This is a genomic window from Archaeoglobaceae archaeon, from assembly GCA_038734275.1.
Classification (GTDB): domain Archaea; phylum Halobacteriota; class Archaeoglobi; order Archaeoglobales; family Archaeoglobaceae; genus WYZ-LMO2.
The window spans coordinates 1-24172 of the sequence record JAVYOO010000006.1 but is presented as its reverse complement, the minus strand read 5'-3'; the positions used below and the strand labels follow the sequence as shown (position 1 = coordinate 24172).

Here is a 24172-nt window from a genome sequence, read left to right as displayed (position 1 = left end):
ATATTTTTAACATCACCGATATCCTTATTTTCAGACTTTCAGATTCCAGACATGGATTGGAATCGAATAGCAGAGAGAATCCAAGATTTTATCGCAAAGCAAGTAGAATCTGCAAATGCCAGTGGCGTCGTTCTCGGGCTTAGCGGTGGTATCGACAGCGCGGTTGTTGCATTTCTCTCTGTAAGGGCACTTGGAAAAGAAAGAGTTTTTGCAACCATCACGCCCGAAAAAGGAATTACTGCGGAGGAAGATGTTAAAGATGCGATTGAGATTGCAAATTTGCTTGGAATTGAGTTTAAGGTTATTGAGATCGGTGATCTTGTTAAGATATTCCTTGAAAAGCTTGGAAAAACCAATATAAATGCAGAAATAAACCTGAAGCCGAGGATCAGAATGCTCATAAACTATTACTACGCAAACAGCCTCAACAGGCTTGTTGTAGGAACTGGAAACAAGTCCGAGATCTCAGTCGGATACTTCACAAAATACGGTGATGGTGGTGTTGACTTTCAACCAATCGGCGATCTTTACAAGACCGAGATATTTGAGTTTGCAAGGTTTCTTGGAGTGCCAGAGAAAATAATAAGAAAGAAACCCACTGCTGGCTTATGGGTGGGTCAGACTGACGAAGGAGAGATCGGAATGAGCTACGCAGAGCTTGATGAGATCCTCAAACAGATTGAAAAAGGAATCAGAAGAGATGACGAGAAGTTCAAGAGAGTTCTTAGAATGGTTGAAAAATCGAGTCATAAGAGGACTATGCCTCCAATAGCAAAGGTGAGGGATCTGATTTGAGAATATTTTTAGTTCTTTTGACTCTAATTTTAGTCTCATCGACCGCTTGTGCGGACACTATATACGGTAAAGTATACCGATGGGACACTCTTGAGCCAGTGAAGGCAGTGGTTAGCATAAGGAACGGGATTGAGCAGAGAATAGTTGCTGAAGACGGAACTTACAACTTTGAGGTCGAGCCCGGAAATTACACGATAATTGCGAGAAGTGGAAATCTTTTTGCGATTGAGAACGTTACTGTAAAGGGCAAAGTTCTATTTGACATTATCCTTTTTCCGGAAATAGAGATAGTTGAGCCACCTGAGATCCCACAAGTAGCAGAGATGAATGAAGAGGACTACAGTCTGATTGCAATAGTCCTTAGTTTGGTGGGCATAATTTTTATTTACGCTTTGAAAAGAAAGTATTTTAAAAAATCAGAAACAAAAGAAACAATTGAAGTCCTTCCCGAGGATTTGAAGGCTGTTTTGGAGTTAATAAAGGCTGAAGGGGGAAGAATGACTCAAAAAGAACTTAGAAAAAGACTTGGATATAGCGAGGCAAAGATAAGCTTAATACTGGCGGACTTGGAAAGAAGAGGGCTGATCGAGAAGGTAAAGAAGGGCAGAGGGAATATAATATTTCTTAAAACTCCTTAATCTCGAATTTTAACCCTTCTTCGATTAGACTTCTGAGCAAATCGTTTATCCTGTCCTCTGCACACACCGCGATGACACCACAGCCATGGTGTGAAGCCTCGATACACACGTCCTTTGCACCAAAGAAAATCGGTTCTATTCCGATTTTTCTGCAGGCAATGAGAGCTTCTATACCCATAGCAACAACTATATCCTTTCTTTTACTTCTTACGAGTTCTTTAAAGCTCTCCAATTGAATTTTTCTGCTTCCACCTTCTCCGACGCTTGGAACCTTTACAATTATTATTTCTCCTTTTTGCGGGGCTTCAAATATACCTGTTGGCTTGATTAAAAGGTCTTCCCCATCTTCCGCAGAAGTTAGTGCAACGCCATTTCCGTTTGGATCTTTTTTTGCAAATATGAACCCATCTTCAAACCAGTATTTTACTGTTTCACCTTCTTTTACACTTCCGACTGCTATCGTAACAATACTCTTCGAATAAACTTTCTTAAGCAACTCTTCACTGAAAACATGAAGATCCAGCAGGTTTTTGGATAGCCATTCCTCGCCCTTTTCTGTTAGTTCGTAGTATCCCCTATGAACGACTCTCACGAGATTTTCAGCTACGAGTTCTTTAAAGTGCTCCGAAATGGCCTGAGGTGTTAAATTAAGCTTTTTTGCAATGTCTCTCTGATTGCACTCTGGATTGAGGAGCAACTCGGAGAGAATCAGGAGACGAGTAACATCTTTTTTGTTTATGAGTATCATATTACTGTCCAGTTTCATTTTCGGTTATAAATCTTTCTACCCGAAAAATGCATATACCTAAGAGACACCATGTTGAGCGGGGATTGTGTTGAGCGGGGCAATGATAATAATGAGAAAAGCTTAAATAATGGTTGTGTTGATTATAATTATAGGTGGTGTGAATGGCGAAAATAGTTCACGCTCAAACTGTATTGCCAGAAGATGTTCTTGAAGAGTTGAAGAAGAAAACAGGCGAAAATGCAACGAAAGATGCAATAGCCAAGGCTGTTGAACATTATTTGGCCTGCCCATACACTCATCAGGAGCCTTTTGAGAAAAAGCTCGAGGAAGTTATAAAGAAGAAGAAGCAGAAAGAGTGATCTGGACAGGTGCACATTTATCCCTATTTTTACCCAACTTTCCTGATTAAATTTAAATATTTTTAAAATGCCCTAAACTTTGGTGGGAATTTGAAGTCTGCAAGATTTTACGCTCCGGGGGATCTGAGAATAGAAGAAATTTCAATTCCAGAAATTGGTGTAAACGACATCCTCGTAAAGGTTGCTGGTTGCGGAGTTTGCCATTCGGATTTGCACATAATTCAGGGAGAACTACCATTGCCGAGAACACCGATAACGCTCGGTCATGAGGTGGGCGGTTATGTTGAGAAGGTTGGCAAATGTGTAGAAGGTGTCAGTGAGGGTGATAAGGTCTTGATTTACGGTGGATGGGGATGTGGAAATTGCAATCTTTGCATAAAAGGGGAAGAACAGCTTTGCAACGTTCTCGGCTGGCTTGGAATTGGTGCGGACGGAGGCTATGCGGAATACGTAAGAGTTCCTTCGAAGCGTTATTTGGTGCCTTTGAAGAATCTCGATCCGGCAAATTCCGCCCCGCTAACTGATGCTGGTTTGACAGCTTATAGAGCAGTGAAAAAAGCCTGCGAAGGACTGCCAATTTCTGAAACAATTGTAATCATTGGAGTAGGTGGTCTGGGTCAATTCGGAGTTCAATTTGCCAAGATGCGGGGATACAAAGTTGTTGCAGTGGACATATCAAGCAAAAAGCTCGAAATCGCGGAGAAACTTGGAGCGGATTTGACCCTGAATCCAAGAGAAGGTGAATTTTTAAGTTTGGTCAGCGAATTTACAGATGGTAAGAATGCGGGAGCAGTAATAGATTTCGTGGGAACAGATGAAACGCTTAATACTGCTGTCAATTTCTTGGGCAAGTGTGGAAAGCTTGTCATCGTTGGTATAGGTGGAGGTCAAGTATCTTTAATGTGGAATCCGATTTTTCCCTCGGAAGTGAGCTACACTACAGTCTATTGGGGGAGCATATCGGAGTTAAGAGAAGTCGTTGAGCTTGCTGAGAGGGGAAAAATAAGGTTTAAGGTTGAAAAAATTGAGTTTGGTGATCTTTTGCAAACTTTTGAGAGAATGAAGAGAGGTGAGCTTGAGCATAGGGCGGTTTTGTGCCCGGATTAGGAGGTGATGCTATGAGGACTTCTGAGGAGTATAGGCAGGATTTGTATAAGATGAAACCGAACATATACGTTAGGGGCAAGAAGGTTGGAAGAGACTCTGATGAGGTTTCTGGCGGAATGAGTGTTATCTCGAAAACTTTTGACCTGGTCGAGCACGAATACTTTAAAGATTTGCTTGTGACGACTTCGCATTTAACTGGCAAAAAAATAAACAGGTTTACGCACATAAATCAGTCCGCAGAGGACTTGATGAAGAAGCAGGAAATGACCAGAAAGCTGTGTAGATTAGTTGGAGGCTGTATTCAGCGTTGCATGGGCTGTGATGCCATCAACGGGCTCTCAGCAACGACTTATTTCTGCGATATGGAGAATGGGACAGATTATTATAGAAGGTTCGTTGAGTATGTCAAGGAATTCCAGAACAGAGATCTCGTCGCTGCATGTGCTCAGACAGACGTAAAAGGAGATAGAAGCAAAAGACCGCACGAACAAGACGATCCTGATATGTATGTTCGTGTTGTTGAGAAGAGAAGTGACGGAATCGTTGTTAGAGGGGCAAAGAACTGCATAACCATGGCTGCAGTAGCGGATGAGATAATCGTGGTTCCAACGAGGGCGATGACAGAAAAAGATACCGATTACTGCGTAGCTTTTGCAATTCCTGCTGATACGGAAGGTGTGAAGATAATATCGAGAACGAGCAAGATAAGGGCGCCAGAGGGTTTTAAGTCATCAGTGGGTGAAATAGGAGACGATGAAAACATGATAATCTTTGATGACGTTTTTGTTCCCTGGGATCGCGTATTCCTGTGTGGAGAACACAGATACGCCACACTTGCGGCCTTTCTTTTCTCACTTTTCCACAGACACAGCTATACAGGCTGTAAACCCGCAACCACAGACATAATCATGGGATTTGGAGCCCTAATTGCTGAATACAGTGGCGTTTACGATAAGCCAAACATCAGGGAAAAACTTGTGGAACTTGCAGCAACTGCTGAGTTGGTTTATTCTGCAGGGGTTGCCTCAGCAATCTTTGGAAGAAAAACACCTGCCGGAACTTTTCTTCCTCATGAAGTATATGCAAATGTTGGCAGAAGACATGCAGGCTTGAACTTTTACAAGGAGCTCGAGATACTCGCAGAACTTTCAGGTGGTCTTCCTGCTTGCCTGCCATTTGTCGAAGATTATCTAAATCCGGAAATTAGACCGCTGATCGAGAAATACACGAAGAGAAGAAGCGATGTTCCCGTGGAGCATATATATAGATGTCTTTTCGGTATCTCGAATATACTTTGCTCTTCGATCGGTGGTGTTCAGGCGGTTGCAGGTGTGCATGGTGGAGGCTCTCCAGTCATGGAAGACATCTTGATATGGAGAACATACAATTTTGAGAAGAGAAAAGAGTTTGCAAAATTCCTTGTGGGGATTATTGATCAAATACCCGAAGATTAAAATTTAATTAAAATTTTTATTTTTTTTATGAATGGTTAATTTCATATAGCAGTTCATTTCCACCGATCTTATGATACGCGAGCTCGGGAGATTTGAGAGAATTAGTGCTCACTCTCATATCCGCGGGCTCGGGCTTGATGAGAATTTAAGGGCAAAAGATGTTGCAGATGGTCTTGTGGGGCAGAAAAAGGCAAGAGAAGCTGCTGGTGTTATTGTAAAACTAATAAAGTCTGGAAAAATGGCTGGCAGAGGTATTTTACTTGCAGGTCCACCGGGCACGGGAAAGACTGCAATAGCGGTCGCGATAAGCAAGGAGCTTGGCAAGGACATACCATTTGTTCATGTGTCGGCGAGTGAGTTCTACAGCGTCGAGATGAAGAAAACTGAAGCTCTAATTCAGGCTATGAGAAAAGCCATAGGTGTGCGTATAAGAGAACGCAGAATTGTGCTGGAAGGTGAAGTTGTTGGTCTGGATTATAACATGGTTCCAAACCCGTATAACCCGACACAGAAAATTCCTGAATCTGCAAATCTCACACTTGCAACAAAAGATGAAAAAAGAAGTTTCAGTGTTGGAGGCAGAATTGCCTTGCAATTCTTGTCACAGGGAATCGAAATTGGGGATGTTATAATCGTGGATAAGGAAACAGGAAGAGTTAGCAAGCTCGGAAGGAGCGAAAAGGCGAAGAAGAAATATGACATCGGTGATGAAGATCTCGTGCCTGTGCCGACTGGTAAAGTCGAGAAGGAGAGAGAATTCACGTATGTGGTCACTCTTCATGATTTTGACGAGGCAAATGCAAGGCGTGGGAGCATTTTCAGCATCTTTGGTTTTGGAAGCAGAGAGATAGACAGTGAAGTTCGCCAGGAAGTAGATGAGCAGGTTCGAAGGTTAATCGAAGAGGGCAGAGCGGAGCTTTTGCCCGGTGTTATGTTCATAGATGAAACCCATCTAATGGATATTGAGCTCTTTGCTTTCATGAACAGGGCGATGGAGTCCGAAATGGCACCAATTATAATTCTTGCCTCAAATAGAGGATTCTCAAGAATAAGGGGCACAGATATAATCGCTCCGCATGGCATTCCTCTTGATTTGCTGGACAGACTTCTAATTATAACCACCGAACCCTATTCAAGGGACGAGATCCGAACAATAATCAACATCAGGGCTGCAGAAATGGGAATAACCTTAGAAGATAAGGCGATAGAGAGGTTGACTGACATTGGCGAAAAGATGAGTCTAAGATATGCGGTTCAATTGCTCGCCCCTGCGAACGAGTTTGCGAAGCTTAGAAATTCCACAAAGATTGAATTGCAGGATGTTGAGAGGGCAGAAAGTATTTTCAGCGATGTTAGTCAGAGCTCAGCGTATCTGAAGAAGTGGGAAGAGAAGATGCTTGGAATGTGAACATGAAGGAGAAGCAAAAAAATTAAATATTGGATCCCCTTCCAGCTGTTGGAGGTGAGCGGATGGCAAAAGTCACGGTTGATATGGACAAATGCTCGGGCTGTGGAGAGTGCATTTCAGTCTGCCCCGGGAGTGTTTTTGAGTTCAACGATGAAGGCAAAAGCAATCCCGTTCGCCCGGACGATTGTCAGGAGTGCTGTTCCTGCGTGGAAGTATGCCCAGAGTCAGCTATAAAGGTTGACGTTTGCGAATAGGTTTCCCGGGCTATTTTCGTTATTTTATCGAGGATCTCTTTTACGCCTTCACCATTTTTTGCAGAAAAGGCAAGGCGATCTCTGAAATTGTGAAGATCTGCCTTGCTGTATACTTCAAGCATGGGCTTCCCAAAAGTTCGCTTTATTTCTTCAAGAAGAGAAAGCTGGCTCTTTAGAGGGTAGCCACAGGTCTCTGTTGGATCTATTATAAATAGAATCACATCAGCTACGTGTTTTAGGCAGAGTATCGACTTTCTTTCTATTGCACTTCTTTTTGCAAGCGGGCGATCCAGAAGCCCGGGAGTATCTATGATCTGCAAATCCTCTGTATACCCTATGAATATCTTCTTTGTAGTAAAAGGATAATCTGCAATCTCGGGTTTTGCTGTTGAAACCATAGAGACAAAGCTCGATTTTCCAACATTTGGATAGCCTGCGACAACAACAGTCGGCATTTCACGCAATGATGGAATTTCCCTGATTTTATTTTTTGCATCATTTAGAAATCGAAGATCATCGTCAATGTCCTCTATAACCGAGGCAATTCTACCGCATGCGCTCCTGTAAACAGCTACAGCATCTTTTCTCCTTCGAATTTCCGCAATGCTTTTTGTGACTATTTTCTGTATCATCGAGTTAGCCCATGATAGCGACGCCAAAGCTTGCTTTATTTTTTCGATTCCAACGATCAAATCAACCATTTCTCTATAAAAACTTGGAAGAGTGTCGTAGTTGGGATGAGCCGAAATTATCTTCTCAAAGTAATCCCTTGAAACGTTAGAGATAGTTGACAGTTTATTGATGATCCTATCATTTACAGTCTTTCCACTAACCCTCGAGCTCCTCCCGAAAATCTTATCAAGCAACTCTTCGGAGTTAAGCACTGTGGGTAGTTTTCGCAGAGATTCCACAACTTTATTACTCTGCAAGATATAACTACTTTCCCAAAGGCTAAAGGAAAGATATTTATTTCTTCATACTAAAACAATTTAAATGCGTCAGAGATTTGTGCTCGACACGACTGCGATTACAGATGCGGGGATGAGGGAGAAAGAAAGCTATGCCTCTCTTTGCGAATCCGCAAACGAGATTCTCGACTTAATAGCTCTTGCAAGGCTGAAACTTGAAATAAGTTGTTACATTCCTTACCCATCGGTTTATTCAGAACTTTCGAGCTTTTTAAAGAGGAACGAATGCAGTGAAGAGACCTTTGTAAAGCTTGATACATGGCTTGTAAAGAAGACACCGAACAGATATGAAGTGAAGATACCGGCAGCGATATTCTACGAATACATAATCTCTGTGAGGCAGAAAATGAATCGTGGCAGAAGACTGGCAGAGGACTTTATCCTCGAGTCATCAGCAATCTCAAAATCATCTCAAAAACTTGAAGAAGACATTGCAAACCTGATTTCTAAGTTTAGAGACAAGTTTCGCACAGTGATGCGTCAAGGGTTGCTTGACAGCGCTCCAGATCTCGACGTTTTGCTTCTCGCAAAGGAGCTTGAAGCGGGCGTGGTTAGCAGTGATATAGGCATAAAGAAGTGGAGTGAAAGGCTTGGGCTTAGATTTGTTGAAGCTTCAAAGTTTCCGAGGATGCTTAAGGAATATCTTGCCCTCATGGGCATAAAGGAGAAAAGCATAGCCTCATCTGAAGATGACTTAGAGAGCGAGGAGTTTTGATAGAAAAGCAAAAAATAAAAACTTGGAAATTCACGAGAGTTGAGGTGGGGACATGCTGAGTGTGAATGAAATTGCCCTTGAGATTGTTGAAACGATGCTCGATTATGAAGAAGAGCTTAGAATTCAGTCAAAAAAGCTTGAAAACGATGCTACAATTGTTGATTGTGGTGTAAATGTTCCGGGAAGCTATGAGGCGGGAATACTATACACGCAGATCTGCATGGGTGGACTTGCGGATGTGAACATAGTTGTTGACACAATAAGAGATGTTCCGTTTGCATTCATAACAGAATACACAGATCATCCTGCAATTGCCTGTCTTGGTAGCCAGAAGGCGGGCTGGGCAATTAAGGTTGAGAAATACTTCGCAATGGGAAGCGGTCCTGCGAGAGCGTTGGCTTTGAAGCCTAAGAAAACTTACGAGAAGATTGGCTACGAAGATGATGCGGATGTTGCGATCATCGCGCTTGAGGCAAACAAATTGCCAGATGAAAAAGTTATTGAATACATAGCGAAAGAATGCGATGTAGAGCCCGAAGATGTCTATGCGGTCGTTGCTCCAACAGCTTCAATCGTTGGTAGCGTTCAGATCTCTGGCAGAATTGTTGAGACCGCGATCTACAAGATGACAGAAATCGGCTACGATCCAAAGCTTATCGTGAGCGGAGCGGGGAGATGTCCGATAGCTCCAATTCTTGAGAACGATCTTAAGGCAATGGGGGCAACGAATGATAGCATGATGTATTATGGCAGTGTCTTCCTGACTGTCAAAAAGTATGACGAAATTCTTAAGAATGTGCCGAGCTGCACGAGCAAAGACTACGGAAAGCCGTTCTACGAGATCTTTAAGGCTGCGAATTACGATTTCTACAAGATCGATCCAAATCTGTTTGCTCCAGCACAGATCGCAGTAAATGATCTATCAACTGGCAAGACCTATGTGCACGGCAAGCTGAATGCGGACGTGCTATTCCAGTCCTATCAGCTCGTTCTTTAATTTTTAATGAGATGGCAGGATCTTGAGGCTGAAGTAAAGAAGATCTGCGAAGAGCACGGCTTTAAGACCTCTTTTCACCATTTTTTTAAAGATGAACTTGGCAGAGCGGAAATTGACGTTGTAGCTGAGAGGGGCAACATTCTGCTATGCCTTGATGCAAAGCTTTACTCAGGGCACCGCTATAGAGTTTCTCAGCTTAAAAAAGAAGCTGAGAAGCATGCAGAGAGATGTAAAAGGTTTTCTAAGCTTGCTGGCAAAAAAGCGGTGCCAGTAATAATCTCGTTTATTGACGACAACATTTATTTCCATGAGGGCTGTATAATCGTTCCATTTGGCTCTCTGAACTACTTTTTAGCTGAGATATACTATTATTTAGCGGAATTTGGCTATCTTTGAATTGGGTCTTTTGATCCCGGATTCCCTAAAAATTATTATGAAATGACCGCCTGCCAGAGAGCTTTATTTTTGATGCATCCGGGGTCAGGTTTGAAGTAGTCTCCAAAGTAGTTGTAAGCCCTTGCTCTGCAACCACCGCAGACGTAGCGATAGCTACATTCTCCACAGCCTTCGAGTTTGTCCTTGTCTCTAAGGCTTTCGAATACTTCGTTCTTCTTCCAGAGCTCTTCGAGATCGTCAACCCTAACGTTGCCTACTACGAGCGGGAAGAAAACACATGGCGTTATGTCACCGTTTGCTTTTATTGCGAAATAAAATCTCCCCGCTCCGCAACCGCCTATGAATTCGGCAAGCTGTCTAAGCTTATTGCCAGCGTTAACATTGTAGAAGTGTGTCGGAATCACTCCACCATTGCACTGCAATGCTACACGGGCGAACTGCGGAGCTGTTGAGAGCAGGCTAAGCTTTGAGTTGAAATTCTTCTCGTAGAGCATTCTAAGCAACCTCTCTCTTTGCTCCGGCGATATATCCAGTTCGGCAATTTCTCTTCCACGCCCAGTTGGAATGAAGTTGTAGTGCATGAACCAGTTAACTCCAAGCTTCTCACAAAGCTCAACCACAGCGGGAACTTCTTCGTAATTCAGCTTTGTAACCGTCATGGAGACGTTAACGAAGAATCCATGCTTCACCGCGTTTTTTATGCCCTCAACAGTTCTGTCAAATGCTCCCCTTATGCCTCTAAAGGAGTCATGAGTCTCTCTGAGTCCATCAAGGCTGATCTGAAGATAGCTTACTCCGTTTTCTTTCATTTTTCTTGCCATCTCATCGCTGATCATGGTTCCGTTTGTTGCCAATGCAACGTAGATCCCCTTCTCGTGTGCGTATCTTGTTAGTTCGAAGATATCTTTTCTGACAAGTGGCTCTCCGCCAGCAAATGCTATGATTGTAACCCCAAGCTTGTCGAGGTTGTCGATTGTTTCCAAAGCTTCTTCTGTTGTTAGCTCGTCATCCAGTGGCTTACCTGCAGTGGCATAGCAGTGTTTGCATCGCAGATTGCATGCATACGTTATATCCCAAACAACCTGAAAAGGTGCCCCCGGGACAAAGGGTTTGTGAACTCCAAATTCTGCAAGTCCTTTAATAACGCTTGCAAGTCCTTTTCGCCAATAGGCGTCTTTGAATTTCTCTTTTAGCTCTTCAACACTGGTGTTGAATGTTTCAGCGCCTTTTTCCAGAATTGGTTCGATGAGCTTCTCTGCAAGTCTGCACTTCCAGCAGGCATCATTTTTTCCATTCACAAACAATTCTATTGCTTTTTCAAGCCTGTTCTTTTTGCAGTCCTCACAATATCCTGAAATGCCCTTTATTGCCATTCTTGTGATCGGATTTACAACGAGATTTGCGAAAATATTGATCCTGTCCATCATAATGGGTTGTTTTACGCAAGATTTATATACCTTATGATCTCGAAAGTTCCTACGTAAGAGGTGAAAAATGCTAAAGGATGTAGTGAAAATACTGGAAAGTCTGAAGTTAAAGCCTTCAGATCTGAGAATCTACAACTTGTTACTCGAGAAGCCCGAGCTCAGCGTTAAAGAGATTGCCAAGGAGCTTAACCTTTCGACAAGGTTCGTTCGTGAAAGGCTAAGAGAGTTGCACAGAATGGGGATTATAAAGCGTAAACTTGTAGAGAAGGGATGGATTGGATACGTATACGGAGCGGAGGAACCAAAGGTTGTGGTTGCAAGAATAAAGAACCACCTTCTCGCGGAGTTCGGAAAGCTTGAGAATATTTTGGAAAGCTTTTAAAATTCAGTATTTATTGGTAGCATGGAAAAGATCTTCGCACCCTGGAGAATCAGATACGTTCTGGCTTCGAAACCTAAGGAATGCGTTTTTTGCTCTGCGATTAAGGGAAACGAAAAGGAAAAGCTCGTAGTTTATAAGGGCGAGAAAAGCTTCGTTCTGATGAATCAGTATCCATACAATCCCGGGCACGTGATGGTTTGTCCAAAAAGGCACGTGCCTTCAACCGAGGATTTGAACGATGATGAATTGCTCGAAATCATGAAGCTTGTGAACATGTCAATAAAGGCGATAAGGCTTTCAATGAATCCCGATGGGTTTAACCTCGGGGTAAATCTTGGCAGAGTTGCGGGAGCGGGAATTGCTGAGCATCTGCATTTCCACGTAGTTCCAAGGTGGAATGGAGACACATCTTTCATGCCCGTGCTTGCTGATGTGCAAATCGTTCCTGAAGCGCTTCAAGAGAGCTATGAGAAGATCAGAAGGGCTTTCGATAATCTCATTCAAAAATGAATTTGAGGATTTTAAGACAAGCTTTTTAATCCCTCATCTGAGTGTTCTCTGTGAAAGTTCTTGTGCTTGACACAACGCTCAGAGATGGAGAGCAAACTCCCGGAGTGTCGCTTACGGTTGAGCAGAAAGTTATGATAGCTGAAGCACTTGACGCATTGGGAGTTGACATAATCGAAGCGGGAACTGCTGTTGCATCTGAGGGAGATTTCAGGGCAATAAAGGCTATCGCCGAAAAAGGGCTAAAAGCAGAGATATGCAGTTTTGCAAGGATAAAGAAAGAAGATATTGACTCAGCGGTTGATGCAAATGCGGATTCGATATTCATGGTTGCTCCATCTTCTGATTACCATATTCAGGCTAAGTTTCCCGGCAAAGGGAAGGATTACGTGATAGAGAAAAGCATTGAAGCTGTTGAGTATGCAAAAGAGCGGGGATTGATAGTTGAATTTGGTGCAGAAGATGCTTCAAGAGCAGATTTGGATTTCGTGATTCAATTGCTTAGGGCGGGAGAAGAAGCTAAGGCGGATAGGCTTACTTTTGCAGATACTGTTGGCGTGTTAACTCCAGAAAGAGCTTTTGAAATTATTCAGAAGCTAAAGAAGGAGCTTAAGGCTCCAGTAGCAATACATTGCCACGACGATTTTGGGTTAGCTACCGCAAATACAGTTTATGCTGTTAGAGCGGGAGCAAACGAGTTTCATGCTACGATAAACGGAATTGGCGAAAGAGCGGGAAATGCGTCGCTTGAAGAAGTTGTGCTGGTTCTGGATTATCTTTATGGAATTAAGCTCGGCATAAACAAAGAAAAGCTTTATCCGATTTCGAAGCTTGTTGAGAAATTCACAAGAATAGTTGTTCCACCAAATAAGCCCATAGTTGGTGAGAATGCGTTTACGCATGAAAGTGGTATTCACACATCGGCATTGCTGAAGGATGCAAGAACTTATGAGCCGATTTCGCCAGAAGTGATAGGTAGAAGGAGGGTCATTGTTCTGGGAAAGCATGCGGGAAGAGCGAGTGTTGAGGCAATTTTAAAGGAATTCGGTTATTCAGCAACGAAGGAGCAAATAGACGAAATTTTAGCAAGGATAAAGCAACTCGGAGATATGGGCAAAAGAGTTACCGATGCCGATGTAAGGGCAATTGCGGAAACTGTTTTGCAGATCAAGAGCGAGAAGAAAGTTAAGCTTGAGGATCTTGCAATTCTGACTGGCAAAAGCACAACCCCAATGGCGAGCGTGAAGCTCAGGATCAATGGAGAAGAAAGGATCGAAGCGGCTATTGGCGTTGGTCCAGTTGATGCGGCGATAAATGCAATAAGAAAAGCAATAAAGGACTACGCAGATATAAAGCTTGTAAGCTATCATGTCGATGCGATAACTGGCGGGACTGATGCTCTCGTTGATGTTATAGTTCAGCTGAAGCGTGGAAACAAGATTGTCACCGCAAGGGGGGCAAGGACGGACATAGTCATGGCATCCGTTGAAGCGTTTGTTGAAGGCTTGAACATGCTGATATGATCTTTTTACGCCTTAGGAAGCAAAATCTCTATTTATTGCATGGTTTGATGTGAAAAAAGTTAGAATAGATGTCAAAGAATAACTTATAGTTCTTTTTGGTAAGAAAGCTGGAGATCAATTCATAGGATTTGCCAATAAAAGCAAGTCCGAAAAAGCATTAATCGTATAAAATTTATGGTATTTTAGGCGGGAATTGATTGCAAAGTGGGGTAAAAATTACCTGCCCACGCATTGTTAATGAAAAAATTTAAATATCATGAGTGTTCATTTGGATTTGTGTATGGAGGTGGTCGAATGAAGAAGGCGGTATTGCTGGTGTTGTTGGTTCTGGCTATGGGTTCTGCGAGTGCAGCAGATTTCAGTGTGCCCGCAACCGATTTTGCAAAGTTGATGATAAACAACACAATTGCGCAGATGCAGCAGGTTCAGTCGATTTTGAGCATCCTTGATGCAGCCAACAGCACATCACCAGCAGCGCTGAAGTTCCAGAACGTCTGGGGTGTTGCATACGGTGGAATGGTTCTTGCGAGCATAAACAATCAGGTCACAGGTTTGACCTTGGAGGCAATTCTTAACAATAGCTATACTTACGGTGGTAAACCATTGTATGCAATAGTGGGTGCTTCGATTGACTATCTCGGTTCGAACGCTTCTGATGTCTTCGGTGATCCAGAAGGAACGAAAGGTCTTGCAAAACTCTTAGCAGCTCAGGTTACAGTGCTTGGCGACAAGGGCGAGACTTTCGAGTATAACTACAACCAGGCTTATGCCACAGAGCTTGCGAAGACAATGTATGCGGGAGTTTTGATGTTTATAAAGATGGCAAAGGCAATTCCAGCGGCATTTACGTAAAGAATTTGAATTAAATTTTATTAATTTTTATTTTTCTGGATTTTTGAAAAGTTTTAAATACTATATTAATATCACACTAAATGAGGTTAGATGATGCGATGGGTGATGGCAGTATTGCTTCTAACTGTGACCCCCGCTTTAGCGGGAGACTTCAGCATTAATGCTACAGAGATTGCAAAGATTATGATAAACAACACCGTTGAACAGCTCAGGATTTCGCAGTCAATTTTCAGAATAATCGATCTTTCAGAATCACAGCTTCCGGATATCTATCAGAATCTCTGGGGAATCATCTATGGCATCATGGTTCTGCAAAATGTGAACAACCAGATAACAAATCTCGTCTTTGATGCGATGAACAACGAAAGCTACACTGCGGACATGAGCTACTACGGCTATGGACAAATGAAGCTCTACGATGTTGTCGGTGACAGCGTTAACATGCTTGGTGCAAGCTCTGATGAGGTTTTTGGTGATCCACAGGGAACAAAGGGTTTTGCTTTGATTGCTAATGCGGAATACTACGTGCTAAAGGATCCCAATAACGAATTTGAATACGACTACCTTGGAGCCTATGCTACAGAACTTGTTAAAACCTACTACATTGCGACACGAATCTTTATAAAGCTCGCAGATGCAATTGATAAAGCTTTTACATAGTAGCTTTTAAAGTGATTATGCTCATTATTAATGAAAAAATTTAAATATCTGAACAAGTCAGTATAATCTGTAGAGTGGGGGGTGGTTGAATGAAGAAGGCGGTATTGCTTCTGGCATTGTTGGTTCTGTCAATGTATCCAGCGAGCGCAGCGTTCAATAAAGATGCTACGGATTTTGCGAAGCTAATGCTGAACAATAGTATTGCCCAGATGCAACAGGGGCTTTCGATATTGATGATGCTGAACAAGGCTCAGGCTAGCGGGTCTCCTGAGCTATTCCAGAATCTCTGGGGCGTTGCATACGGTGGAATGGTTCTTGCGAGCATAAACAATCAGGTAACTGGAGCTGTGCTTGAGTTCATACTTGACGATACCAACACCGTGGACATGACCGATTACGGTTTGGGTGCTTCAGAGTATCTCTACGATGTAGTTGGTTATGCAATCAATGACCTCGGCGCAAATGCTGATACAGTCTTCGGAAACCCAGAAGGAGATTATGGGCTTGCAGAGCTATTGTATGCACAGATGTATGTTTTGACGGATCCAGATAACCTATACGACTATGACTACCTTGCAGCGTATGCAACCAACATGGCTAAGATGATCTACGCTGGAGTCGAGTTCTTCATAAAGCTCGCCAGTGAAATCCCCAACGCGTTCAATCCAGTCTAAAGTCTAAAAAATTTAATTTAAATAATTTTTTATTTTATCAATTCAAAAATTCTGCATTCCATCATTGAAAAACTTTATATTCTTTTTGAGCATTTGAGTGATGATGAAAAAGTTCACGCTAACTCTAATGTTTCTCATATTTACCTCGACTGCTTTAGCGGATGATTTTAGCATTTCATCTGAAGATTTTGGTTCTGTTTTGATGAGAAGCCTGATATCTGTATTTAATTTGTCTCAGCAGACCTTTAAGGTTTTAGCTCTTGCAAACAACACACCAGGAGTTCAGGCTACTGGATACATGATGCAGAACATGTGGGGTATTATTTACGGTGCTCTTGTGCTTGCGGGCTGGCAGAACCAGATACTTTCGATTGCTCTCGAAGAAATAAAGGATAATTCAACCCATTTGCAGTATTTTGGTTTGGCGGTTAACTACCTTGGGAGCAACGCAACCACAGTCTTTGGCGATACTCAAGGCACAAAGGGATTCGCAAGGATTCTCAATGGATCTCTAATTGCCATAAATAATTCATCAAAGCTTTATCAACCGGGAGAGACACTTTTAGAGGCATATGCAAAGTCTTTAACGCTGGAATTTTATAATTGCGTAGTTTTTCTAATTGAACTCGCTAAGGCTATCCCCAAAGCCTTTACCTAATCATAAATGCTCGATTCTGATAGAAAAATTTTCAAGATAGTGATTATTGATGAAAAAATTTATATACCATGAATTTCAATGTTATGCTAAGGTGAATGAGTATGAAGAAGGCATTAATTGCCTTACTGGTGCTGGCGCTGGTCCTGAGCATGGAAACGGCATCGGCGCAGGACTTTACAACAAGCACACTTAATTTCAGCGCAGCAATTCTCAGAAACATGATTGCAAACCTCGAGCTGAGCCAGTCTGTTCTCAAGGTTTTAGCTCTTGCAAACAACACACCAGGAGTTCAGGATACTGGATACATGATGCAGAACATGTGGGGTATTATTTACGGTGCTCTTGTGCTTGCGGGCTGGCAGAACCAGATAATGGCTCTGGCAGTTTCAGACCTGGAAAGCAATGCAACTCACAGAACCGATCTGGGCAACGCAATTAACTTCCTTGGTAAGAACGCATCAATTGTGTTTGGTGATCCCGCTGGAACAACGGGCTTGGCAAAACTGCTTAACGGTTCTGTGTTAGTGCTGCAGAACCCCACGATGTATTACAATGGCACTGAAACCTATCTGCAGGCTTATGGCAGAGCAATAGCAGCGCAGGTCAACTCAAGTGTTCTGTTCCTCATTGAGCTTGCAAAGGCAATTCCATCAGCGTTTACGTAAAAAATTTAAAAAATTTTTAGTTTTTATTCTTTCTCCTCTTCAACAATTTTTGCAATTTCTATTGCAATCTCAGCAGCTTTGTTTATCGAATCCACTTTTAGGTTCTCAGGCGTATCCTTTAGGGTGTGCCAGTAGTATGGTGCATTATCCTTTGCTAAACCAAATATTGTCGTTGCATGCAACCCCCTGCGGGAGAAATTCGCTGCATCGCTTCCTGCAAATGGCAGAGATCCTACCTTAAAGTTTGCTTTCACCCTTTCACAGGCTTTTCTTGCAATCTCAACCGCTTTAGGCGAATGCTTTGCGAAGAACATTTTTTCTTCAGTTCCAACAAGGAAGTAATCCGCTGAGGGACATTCGAAGTTGAAAAGGATCGCGTCTTTAAGCTCTTCATAGTGCTTTTCAACGAATCTCTTTGATCCCCTCATGTGCTCTTCGCCAGCAAAAGCAACGATCCAAATTTCGGTTTTATCGGGTCTATTTGCACTCAGAAATCTTCCCGCTTCGAGAACAACACCAACTCCAGCGAGATCATCGTTTGCTCCAAGAGAAAGCCTGTTTGATCTCAGTGTAGAGGCAACGATTAAAAGCAAAATGGTTGCAACGATCAGCAAAGGCTTCTGCACAAAATCGACATCGTAGTAATATCTTACAATGCTCAAAATTGCAGTAATCAAAACGATCGCTATCAACGGGAGAATTATTAAAGCTGATTTATGCCTGAGCTTTCCAGTCAGTGGAAATTCGTAGGGCGAATCATAGTGTGCAGATAGCAGTATTTTTTTCTCCGCTCTCCCTTTTGGATTTATCTTCCCAACTACGTGAAACTCCTGAACCTTTGGGAATAAGAAGTCAATGATCTCGTAGTGAAGACACTGCTGAAAAACGAATATAGCCATTCCTAGGATGATCAGGAAAAAGGTTGCGATCCAGAAATCCATGAAGTACAAGGCGACAGCGAGGATGTAGAGCATTGCTGTTACCCAGATGTAGTCTGTAAAACCTTTTGGTCTTGAAATAAACCACTCTTTTTTTACTTCATCGCAGAAATCGGTCATCAATTCATAGATATAATCCCCGGTTCTCAACTCACCCTCACTTCCCGCAAGTCTCGTTCCGTAGTTTTTGCAAACATGATTGACGAACTCTAAAACTCTACTCCCGTAGTTCATGAAATTTCTAAGGATTAACAGTTAATAAATTTTTTGAGTTGAGTATACAAAAAGATTATATGTAGGAACTTCAAAAAATCGCAAATGATCGAAAGCTGGAAAGAGTTCCTCATCATAGAGAAAGAACTTCATGATTTTCTTGAATCAGTTGAAGCTGATATTAGAATAAAAAAGGCACTGAAATACGCTATTTCAGTTGGCGGAAAACGTATCAGACCCATAATCGTTCTTTTGGCTGGTAAAATTTGTAATGGTGATTATAATAAGCTGATGAACCTCGCAATCGCTGTTGAGCTGATACACACCGCGAGCCTTGTTCATGATGATGTCATAGACAAGGCTGAGACGAGAAGGGGAAACATCGCCCTGAACAGGAAATACAACCCCTCTTTAGCCATACTCCTTGGGGACTGGTTGATATCGAAATCGGTTGAGCTAACTTCTGTTTATGGCGAAAAGGTCATAAGTGAATTCTCCAAAGTCGGAATGATGATGAGCGAAGGCGAAACAATGGATCTCTACAGTAATGAAGGCAATTTTGGCGAAATGGAATACTTCGAATGCATCGAAAAGAAGACCGCAAGCCTTTTTGCGTATTCAGCAAAAACCGCCTGCGAGATAGCGGGTGGCAACGAATCAGCCATCGATAGCTTTTATCGATATGGCTACAATCTTGGAATCGCTTATCAGCTTGTGGATGATTTGCTTGAGTATCTTGAAGCTTTAAAGGATAAAAAATCCGAATTCGAGTCCATGACTCTCCCTCAGATTTACGAAAGAGAATTTGGCAAAGAGATTGCGATACAAAAAACTCTTGCCCTTATCTCGAAATTTAGAAACGAGAGTGTTGAAGCATTGCAGATATTTCCGGAATCGGAGGAGAAGAAGAAGCTTATTGAAATTGTCAATTTCATGACGAATGACATGCTAAAAAGTTCTGAGCAGTTGACACCAATTTTGATAAGAAATTTTTAAATTCAGCATAATTAAAATTACCACATGCTTCTTGGGACTATAACTGGTGTTATTCTTGGTTTAATTGCTGGCATCATCCCGGGATTGCATAGCAATACTTTTTCCGCTCTTATTGTGTCTGCATCAGCATTTCTTTTCCTTTATTTTTCTCCAGAAGATGTTATGGCTATGATCATAACCTCTGCGATTGCTTACACAATCGCGAACATAATTCCCGCAACTTTTCTTGGGGTTCCGAGCGAGGACACCGCAATAGCGATTTTGCCAGCACACAAAATGGTTCTCGAAGGTCGTGGATTTGAGGCATTGTTGATATCTTGCTTTTCATCCCTTTTTTCAGTATTCCTAAGTCTTCCTCTGTTTTTTACTGCGTTATTTGTAGGCTTGAATTACGAATTGTTCAAAAGGGCAACTCCACTTGTTTTAATCTGTGTAGCGACGCTTTTGGTTATGAGTGAAAGGGGCGAAGAGTTCGAAGGAAGCCTATCAGCTTGGAGAAAGAGACTTTACGCTCTTGCTGTCTTTGTAGCTTCGGGAATGCTTGGCTACATTGCCTTGCAAAACTCTGAACTTGCAGAGATCACGCCCGCTGGCTCGGTGCTTTTGCCATTGCTAACGGGTCTTTTTGGAGCACCAGTTTTACTTTTCTCGATCTTCACAAAAACCTCAGGGATCCCGAAGCAGGAAATTAAGCTTAGCTTTCCAGAAGTCTCAACGACAATAAAAGGCTCTTTGGCGGGTTTCTTTGTTTCGATATTCCCGGGAATAAGCAGTGGAGTTGCAACTGTAGTTTCGTCGCTTGGAGAAAAGAGCGATAGGGGTTATATAATCGCAATGAGTTCTGCAAATACTGCAAATGTCATCTTTTGCTTTTTCATGCTTCTTGCAATTGGCAGAACGAGAAGTGGTTCAGCTGATGCTCTCAAATCGCTCAATTTGATCCCGAGTTTTCAGGAAATAGCAGTCCTTTCTTTAATCTCTGGTTTGATTGCTTTCGTCTCAACACTTTCCATTGGCTTCTTTATTGCCAAGAAGATAGATCAGATCGACGGAAGAAAGCTTTCGATTGCAGTATTTGCGTTCCTTATTGCGATTATCATGGCGCTAACGGGATTTTATGGGCTTGCAGTCTTCTTTTCTGCAATTCCAATAGGGCTTTCAACACAATTTTTGGGCGTAAGAAGAATAAACTGTATGGGGTGTCTGATAATGCCTATAACGTTTTGGTATCTAAGTTAAAAAATAAAAATTAAGAAAGTTAAGAAAGCCGTTACTTCTTTTCTTCTTTCTTTTCTGCTGGCTTCTGCTCTACTTTCTTTTTGCTCTCCAAAGCATCTCCGATTATGGTTCCGACAATGAAGAAAATTGCAAGAACTACCACGACAATCAAAATTCCAATGGTTGCACCGATGGTTGCACCAATCAACGAGGCTTCGGGGTTCAGGAAGCTAATCGCAAGTCCAGCGATAACGCCAACCACGAGTCCTATGACCAGTGCTTTTTTCAGTATCGCCGCTCTGTTCTCCTTGCCGGGTCTTGTGTATCCGTAGATCACTCCCAGCACAAGCATCAAAACCGCAATATATAGATCCCAAGCCATGATATTTAAAAGAACTTTTTGATTATAAAATTTTCTATCAGAATTTTTTATTCTCCTGAAAATCTCTTTAAGATCTCCCACTCCTCATCAATCGCCCTCTCTATAGCCACTATGTCCTCATCCCCTAAATGCTCGAATCTTCCCTGAACCTTTAGATATTCAGCCAGTGGAATCCTATTGCCCTTTTCAGCGAACTTTTTTCCAATTCCAGAAAACCTAAGCTTTCCATCGTAGAATTCAAAGAGAGCCCAAGCTCCGCTCATCACAGCCTTTCTTGCGATTTCGATCGTTTTCTCGCTCGGAAACCTCCAGCCCGGAGGGCATGGGCAATGGATTTGAATGAACCTAAATCCCTCACTCTGACTGGCTTTTCCGAACTTTCTTCGCAGATCTTCGATGTAGCCAACCGTTGCGGTTGCCACATAATCCGCTCTGTGAGCAATCATGATCAGAGCGAGATTTCTTTTCTCATCAGCTTTTCCAGCTGGGGATGTGCTGGTTTTAGCTTTCCAGAAAGTGCTCAGGCTTGCTTGAGTTCCAGTGTTCATATAAGCTTCGTTGTCAACAACCACAGTTATGATGTCGTCTTTCCTTGTTGCGGAAGCGCTAAGCGTGGCAAAGCCAATGTCGGCAGCTCCATCTCCGATCCATGCAATAACGTTCGCCTTCACTCCTGCTCTTTTGTAGGCTTCCTTAACACCGCAAGCAACAGCGTTGGTTGAGGCAAAGGGAACATGGATCACGGGAATTTTCATCGCTGAATTCGGATGAAGCCCAGCAACAACAGTTGAGCAACCAGCGGGAATTACAAGCACTGGATTTTCTATCTCGTCCAAGCATCTCATCGCAAGCGATATTGGACAACCCTGACAGCTTGTGTTTCCGGGAAGGATCATAGATACCACTCCATCTCAAGCTTACCGTTCATAAAATCCTTGAAGATCCTGTAAAAGTCATCAACACCAACATCAACTCCACCAATACCCGCAACAACATTCTTGGCTTCAACTCCGCAAGAAGAAACCTCGATTCCAAGAACACCTCGCAGATCACTGTTGGCTTTGTCAACAACCAAAACTTCACCGCCAAGCTCTTTAACAGCCTTTTTGGGAAATGGTCTCAAAAATCTGATCCTTAGCAGTCCGATCTTAAAGCCTTCTTGCCTGAGCATGTCGATCGCATCCTTCGCATCTCCACACCAGCCCCCCATCATCACCACAGCAAAGTCAGCATCATCAAGCCTGTAGCTCTCCACAAGTCCTCCATGGTTTCCGAAGTCCTTGTCAGTCTTCTCAATAACCTTTGCAGAGTTCTCTAAATCCACCGCTAAATCATATCTTGCCTTCATCCTCGCCTTACCCATAGTTACTGCGTTCACAGCGAAATTGTCCGATGGAAGCACTTTGTAAGCCTGTCTTCTTGGAGGAATCTTCGGTTCCCAGATCTCGACAACTTCAGCGGTGTGGCTCATCGTGAAAGCATCGAGTCCGACAGCAAACGGAATGTTTACCTCTTCGCTTACGCAAAAAGCCTGCAAAGTCATGTCAAATGCTTCCTGAGCATTTTCAGCCATTCCTATGATCCAGCCCGCATCCCTAAGCTGAACTATATCTGTGTGGTCTCCATGAATGTTCCAGGGAGCTCCGATTGAGCGGGTCGCAACAGCCATAACTGCGGGAAGCCTTGAGCCAGCAATCCACCAGCACATCTCGAACATGTAAGCGAGCCCATGGCTCGAAGTTGCGGTAAAAACCCTCGCCCCAGCAGTCGCTGCACCATGAATTACCGCCATTGCGGAGTGCTCGGACTCAACCCTAACAAAGGTTGCATCAAGTTCTCCTTTTGCAATCATCTTCGCAAGGCTTTCAACAATTGGAGACTGCGGAGTAATTGGGTATGCTGCAATAACGTCAGGTTTTGCAATTTTCACAGCCTCAGCAACCGCTTCGTTGCTTGTCAACAGCTTCCTTACTCTTGAACCATTTCTATGGCTTTTTGTCTGCACATTTCCTTGCAAATTCCACACCCCTTGCAGAATCTGTAATCGATCTCGATCTCCTCGCTAATTACACCCTCAGGGCAGTATGAGAAGCAGGTTTTGCACTTATTGCATAGCTCCTTATTTATCACGGGTCTGTAATTTCTCCATGTGCCAGTCTCTCCTGCTGCTCCAAGCTTCATTCTCGAAATGATCGGCTCTAAGTCCAACGAACCACCTCGTAAGCTTCTTTTGCAGCTTCAAAGCTCTTATCCGCTTTTTCGCCAAGTTCGGTGTAAATCGCCTCTTCAAGATAAGAAAGTTCAATTTCTAAAGCCTTTGCCATTGCCCCGCTCATAGGGGCACTTAGTATAGCCCAGCCCGCATAAACGAGTTCGTGGTTCTCAGCGATGCGGGTCGCATCTAAATAATAAGTCTTTTCAGCAATCTTTATGGGATTTGGAGAGTTTATAATACCCAATTTTGCGCTTGAATTTAAATTTATTTTTTTATCAAAAACTGCAAGCCCATAGGGGTTTCTTATTGATGATCTTCTCCTTATCGGTTCGTCTGATATTCTCAGGTAAGCGTTAACCGTCGCACCCCTTCTTTCAGGGCCAAATTGGGGCATTGCCTGAGCATACAAACCCTTGAGCATTGCAGCTGTCGCAATTAGCCTTGCAGTCGTAACCCCTCCCTGACCACCTCTGCAGTAGATCGTGATCTCGAAGAGCATAAACAGAAGGAAACTCCAAAATTAAAAAAATTGTGCTTAAGACCTTGTTATGCTCTATTTTAACCAGACCAAATCTATACCGAAACTTTTCCGCGAGAAGCTTTTAGAGGGCTAAAAGCAGGGCTAATCTTTACAGCTTTTGTTTTAGTCCCATTTCTTTTCCTTGCTTTTAAGAAATTCAGAAACTGAGGATTATTCTTTAAATTTGCAGAAAATCAACCTACTCTAATCCAACCCCTCTCAAAGCGCCTAAATCTCCTTTTCTCAGCCTCATAAAGCTCCATCAGCTCTTCAAGGAAATCCTTTTCAGCAAACAAGATTATTCCATCTTCCAACGCATCGAGAATCGTCGGATTTCCTTTTATAAGCATCTTCTTTACTTCATTGCTTTTGTAAGCCTTTACATCCAGAGGGGCATTGGTTTTGTCAAGCTCATATAACAACTTCATCCTCTCTTTGAAGTTCTCAGGCAATTTATCCGAAACGACGAGCAAGTCCACATCACTCCCAACGCCGAATTTTTT

30 protein-coding genes are annotated in these 24172 nt (G+C 42.7%); 20 read left to right on the top strand and 10 right to left on the bottom strand.

The window, feature by feature from the left end; translation table 11 throughout:
• Positions 1-51: 51 nt before the first annotated feature.
• Both QXI54_06800 and QXI54_06795 read left to right on the top strand, forming a co-directional pair.
• Positions 52-795, top strand: a complete 744-nt coding sequence (locus QXI54_06800) for an NAD+ synthase (GenBank protein MEM0302857.1) — start codon at positions 52-54, stop codon at positions 793-795.
• Positions 792-1433, top strand: coding sequence for a MarR family transcriptional regulator (locus tag QXI54_06795; GenBank protein MEM0302856.1), 642 nt, complete (start codon positions 792-794; stop codon positions 1431-1433). Before QXI54_06800 ends, QXI54_06795 begins: the two co-directional genes overlap by 4 nt.
• Here the strand turns inward: QXI54_06795 and QXI54_06790 are convergent.
• Entirely contained in the window at positions 1420-2181 is a 762-nt protein-coding gene (locus tag QXI54_06790; protein MEM0302855.1) for a winged helix-turn-helix transcriptional regulator, read from the bottom strand. The genes QXI54_06795 and QXI54_06790 overlap by 14 nt on opposite strands.
• A 161-nt stretch (positions 2182-2342) precedes the next feature.
• Between QXI54_06790 and QXI54_06785 the strand changes: the two genes are divergently transcribed.
• The 5 genes from QXI54_06785 to QXI54_06765 all read left to right on the top strand — a co-directional run bounded on the left by QXI54_06785 (position 2343) and on the right by QXI54_06765 (position 6763).
• Complete coding sequence (locus QXI54_06785) at positions 2343-2540, top strand: DUF5371 family protein (protein MEM0302854.1); 198 nt, start codon at positions 2343-2345, stop codon at positions 2538-2540.
• Between the two features lie 90 nt (positions 2541-2630).
• Positions 2631-3647 (top strand): NAD(P)-dependent alcohol dehydrogenase, encoded by a 1017-nt coding sequence (locus tag QXI54_06780; protein MEM0302853.1) that lies wholly within the window; start codon positions 2631-2633, stop codon positions 3645-3647.
• A gap of 11 nt (positions 3648-3658) precedes the next feature.
• The gene (locus tag QXI54_06775) at positions 3659-5101 is read left to right on the top strand and encodes a 4-hydroxyphenylacetate 3-hydroxylase family protein (GenBank protein ID MEM0302852.1); all 1443 of its coding nucleotides are present in this window, start codon (positions 3659-3661) and stop codon (positions 5099-5101) included.
• A gap of 70 nt (positions 5102-5171) precedes the next feature.
• Positions 5172-6509, top strand: coding sequence for a RuvB-like helicase (locus tag QXI54_06770; protein ID MEM0302851.1), 1338 nt, complete (start codon positions 5172-5174; stop codon positions 6507-6509).
• A gap of 62 nt (positions 6510-6571) precedes the next feature.
• Positions 6572-6763 carry a ferredoxin family protein gene (locus tag QXI54_06765; protein ID MEM0302850.1) on the top strand — a complete coding sequence of 64 codons (192 nt, stop codon included), beginning with the start codon at positions 6572-6574 and terminating at the stop codon, positions 6761-6763.
• Here QXI54_06765 and QXI54_06760 read toward each other — a convergent pair.
• Positions 6697-7674, bottom strand: a complete 978-nt coding sequence (locus tag QXI54_06760) for a GTPase (protein ID MEM0302849.1) — start codon at positions 7672-7674, stop codon at positions 6697-6699. The genes QXI54_06765 and QXI54_06760 overlap by 67 nt on opposite strands.
• Before the next feature lie 82 nt (positions 7675-7756).
• On the opposite strand from QXI54_06760, the gene QXI54_06755 reads away from it, so the two are divergent.
• Genes QXI54_06755 through QXI54_06745 form a run of 3 tightly spaced genes read left to right on the top strand, consistent with a single transcriptional unit; the run spans position 7757 to position 9839 of the window.
• Positions 7757-8446 carry an RNA ligase partner protein gene (locus QXI54_06755; GenBank protein MEM0302848.1) on the top strand — a complete coding sequence of 230 codons (690 nt, stop codon included), beginning with the start codon at positions 7757-7759 and terminating at the stop codon, positions 8444-8446.
• Between the two features lie 52 nt (positions 8447-8498).
• Complete coding sequence (gene mch / locus QXI54_06750) at positions 8499-9443, top strand: methenyltetrahydromethanopterin cyclohydrolase (GenBank protein MEM0302847.1); 945 nt, start codon at positions 8499-8501, stop codon at positions 9441-9443.
• A gap of 6 nt (positions 9444-9449) precedes the next feature.
• A complete protein-coding gene (locus QXI54_06745) occupies positions 9450-9839 on the top strand; it encodes a hypothetical protein (protein MEM0302846.1) in 390 nt (129 codons plus the stop codon).
• A gap of 35 nt (positions 9840-9874) precedes the next feature.
• On the opposite strand, the gene QXI54_06740 is transcribed toward QXI54_06745, so the two are convergent.
• On the bottom strand, positions 9875-11266 hold the full coding sequence (locus QXI54_06740) for a radical SAM protein (GenBank protein ID MEM0302845.1): 1392 nt from the start codon (positions 11264-11266) through the stop codon (positions 9875-9877).
• 67 nt (positions 11267-11333) lie between these two features.
• Here QXI54_06740 and QXI54_06735 point away from each other — a divergent pair, with 67 nt between their 5' ends.
• From QXI54_06735 to QXI54_06700, 8 genes are all read left to right on the top strand, one after another.
• Complete coding sequence (locus tag QXI54_06735) at positions 11334-11648, top strand: transcriptional regulator (protein ID MEM0302844.1); 315 nt, start codon at positions 11334-11336, stop codon at positions 11646-11648.
• A gap of 21 nt (positions 11649-11669) precedes the next feature.
• Positions 11670-12158 carry an HIT domain-containing protein gene (locus tag QXI54_06730; protein MEM0302843.1) on the top strand — a complete coding sequence of 163 codons (489 nt, stop codon included), beginning with the start codon at positions 11670-11672 and terminating at the stop codon, positions 12156-12158.
• 50 nt (positions 12159-12208) lie between these two features.
• Positions 12209-13678, top strand: a complete 1470-nt coding sequence (locus QXI54_06725) for a 2-isopropylmalate synthase (protein MEM0302842.1) — start codon at positions 12209-12211, stop codon at positions 13676-13678.
• 294 nt (positions 13679-13972) lie between these two features.
• On the top strand, positions 13973-14530 hold the full coding sequence (locus QXI54_06720; protein ID MEM0302841.1) for a hypothetical protein: 558 nt from the start codon (positions 13973-13975) through the stop codon (positions 14528-14530).
• 93 nt (positions 14531-14623) lie between these two features.
• Positions 14624-15190 carry a hypothetical protein gene (locus QXI54_06715; GenBank protein ID MEM0302840.1) on the top strand — a complete coding sequence of 189 codons (567 nt, stop codon included), beginning with the start codon at positions 14624-14626 and terminating at the stop codon, positions 15188-15190.
• Positions 15191-15279: 89 nt separating this feature from the next.
• Positions 15280-15864 (top strand): hypothetical protein, encoded by a 585-nt coding sequence (locus QXI54_06710; GenBank protein MEM0302839.1) that lies wholly within the window; start codon positions 15280-15282, stop codon positions 15862-15864.
• 103 nt (positions 15865-15967) lie between these two features.
• Positions 15968-16522, top strand: coding sequence for a hypothetical protein (locus QXI54_06705; protein MEM0302838.1), 555 nt, complete (start codon positions 15968-15970; stop codon positions 16520-16522).
• A gap of 149 nt (positions 16523-16671) precedes the next feature.
• Positions 16672-17187 carry a hypothetical protein gene (locus QXI54_06700; protein ID MEM0302837.1) on the top strand — a complete coding sequence of 172 codons (516 nt, stop codon included), beginning with the start codon at positions 16672-16674 and terminating at the stop codon, positions 17185-17187.
• 23 nt (positions 17188-17210) lie between these two features.
• Here QXI54_06700 and QXI54_06695 read toward each other — a convergent pair whose 3' ends face one another.
• On the bottom strand, positions 17211-18359 hold the full coding sequence (locus QXI54_06695) for a M28 family metallopeptidase (protein MEM0302836.1): 1149 nt from the start codon (positions 18357-18359) through the stop codon (positions 17211-17213).
• Positions 18360-18443: 84 nt separating this feature from the next.
• On the opposite strand from QXI54_06695, the gene QXI54_06690 reads away from it, so the two are divergent.
• Together QXI54_06690 and QXI54_06685 are read left to right on the top strand one after the other, a co-directional pair.
• Complete coding sequence (locus QXI54_06690; protein ID MEM0302835.1) at positions 18444-19334, top strand: polyprenyl synthetase family protein; 891 nt, start codon at positions 18444-18446, stop codon at positions 19332-19334.
• 24 nt (positions 19335-19358) lie between these two features.
• Entirely contained in the window at positions 19359-20573 is a 1215-nt protein-coding gene (locus QXI54_06685) for a tripartite tricarboxylate transporter permease (protein ID MEM0302834.1), read from the top strand.
• A gap of 31 nt (positions 20574-20604) precedes the next feature.
• Here QXI54_06685 and QXI54_06680 read toward each other — a convergent pair whose 3' ends face one another.
• The 6 genes from QXI54_06680 to QXI54_06655 form a co-directional block, all read right to left on the bottom strand.
• The gene (locus QXI54_06680) at positions 20605-20934 is read right to left on the bottom strand and encodes a hypothetical protein (GenBank protein MEM0302833.1); all 330 of its coding nucleotides are present in this window, start codon (positions 20932-20934) and stop codon (positions 20605-20607) included.
• Between the two features lie 47 nt (positions 20935-20981).
• Entirely contained in the window at positions 20982-21830 is an 849-nt protein-coding gene (locus tag QXI54_06675; protein ID MEM0302832.1) for a thiamine pyrophosphate-dependent enzyme, read from the bottom strand.
• Positions 21827-22951 (bottom strand): pyruvate ferredoxin oxidoreductase, encoded by a 1125-nt coding sequence (locus QXI54_06670; protein MEM0302831.1) that lies wholly within the window; start codon positions 22949-22951, stop codon positions 21827-21829. The genes QXI54_06675 and QXI54_06670 overlap by 4 nt, the downstream gene beginning before the upstream one ends.
• A complete protein-coding gene (locus QXI54_06665; GenBank protein MEM0302830.1) occupies positions 22903-23142 on the bottom strand; it encodes a 4Fe-4S binding protein in 240 nt (79 codons plus the stop codon). Before QXI54_06665 ends, QXI54_06670 begins: the two co-directional genes overlap by 49 nt.
• Entirely contained in the window at positions 23133-23648 is a 516-nt protein-coding gene (locus tag QXI54_06660) for a 2-oxoacid:acceptor oxidoreductase family protein (protein ID MEM0302829.1), read from the bottom strand. Before QXI54_06660 ends, QXI54_06665 begins: the two co-directional genes overlap by 10 nt.
• Positions 23649-23863: 215 nt before the next feature.
• Positions 23864-24172 (bottom strand): hypothetical protein (locus QXI54_06655; GenBank protein MEM0302828.1); only part of this gene is annotated, 309 nt, incomplete at its 5' end.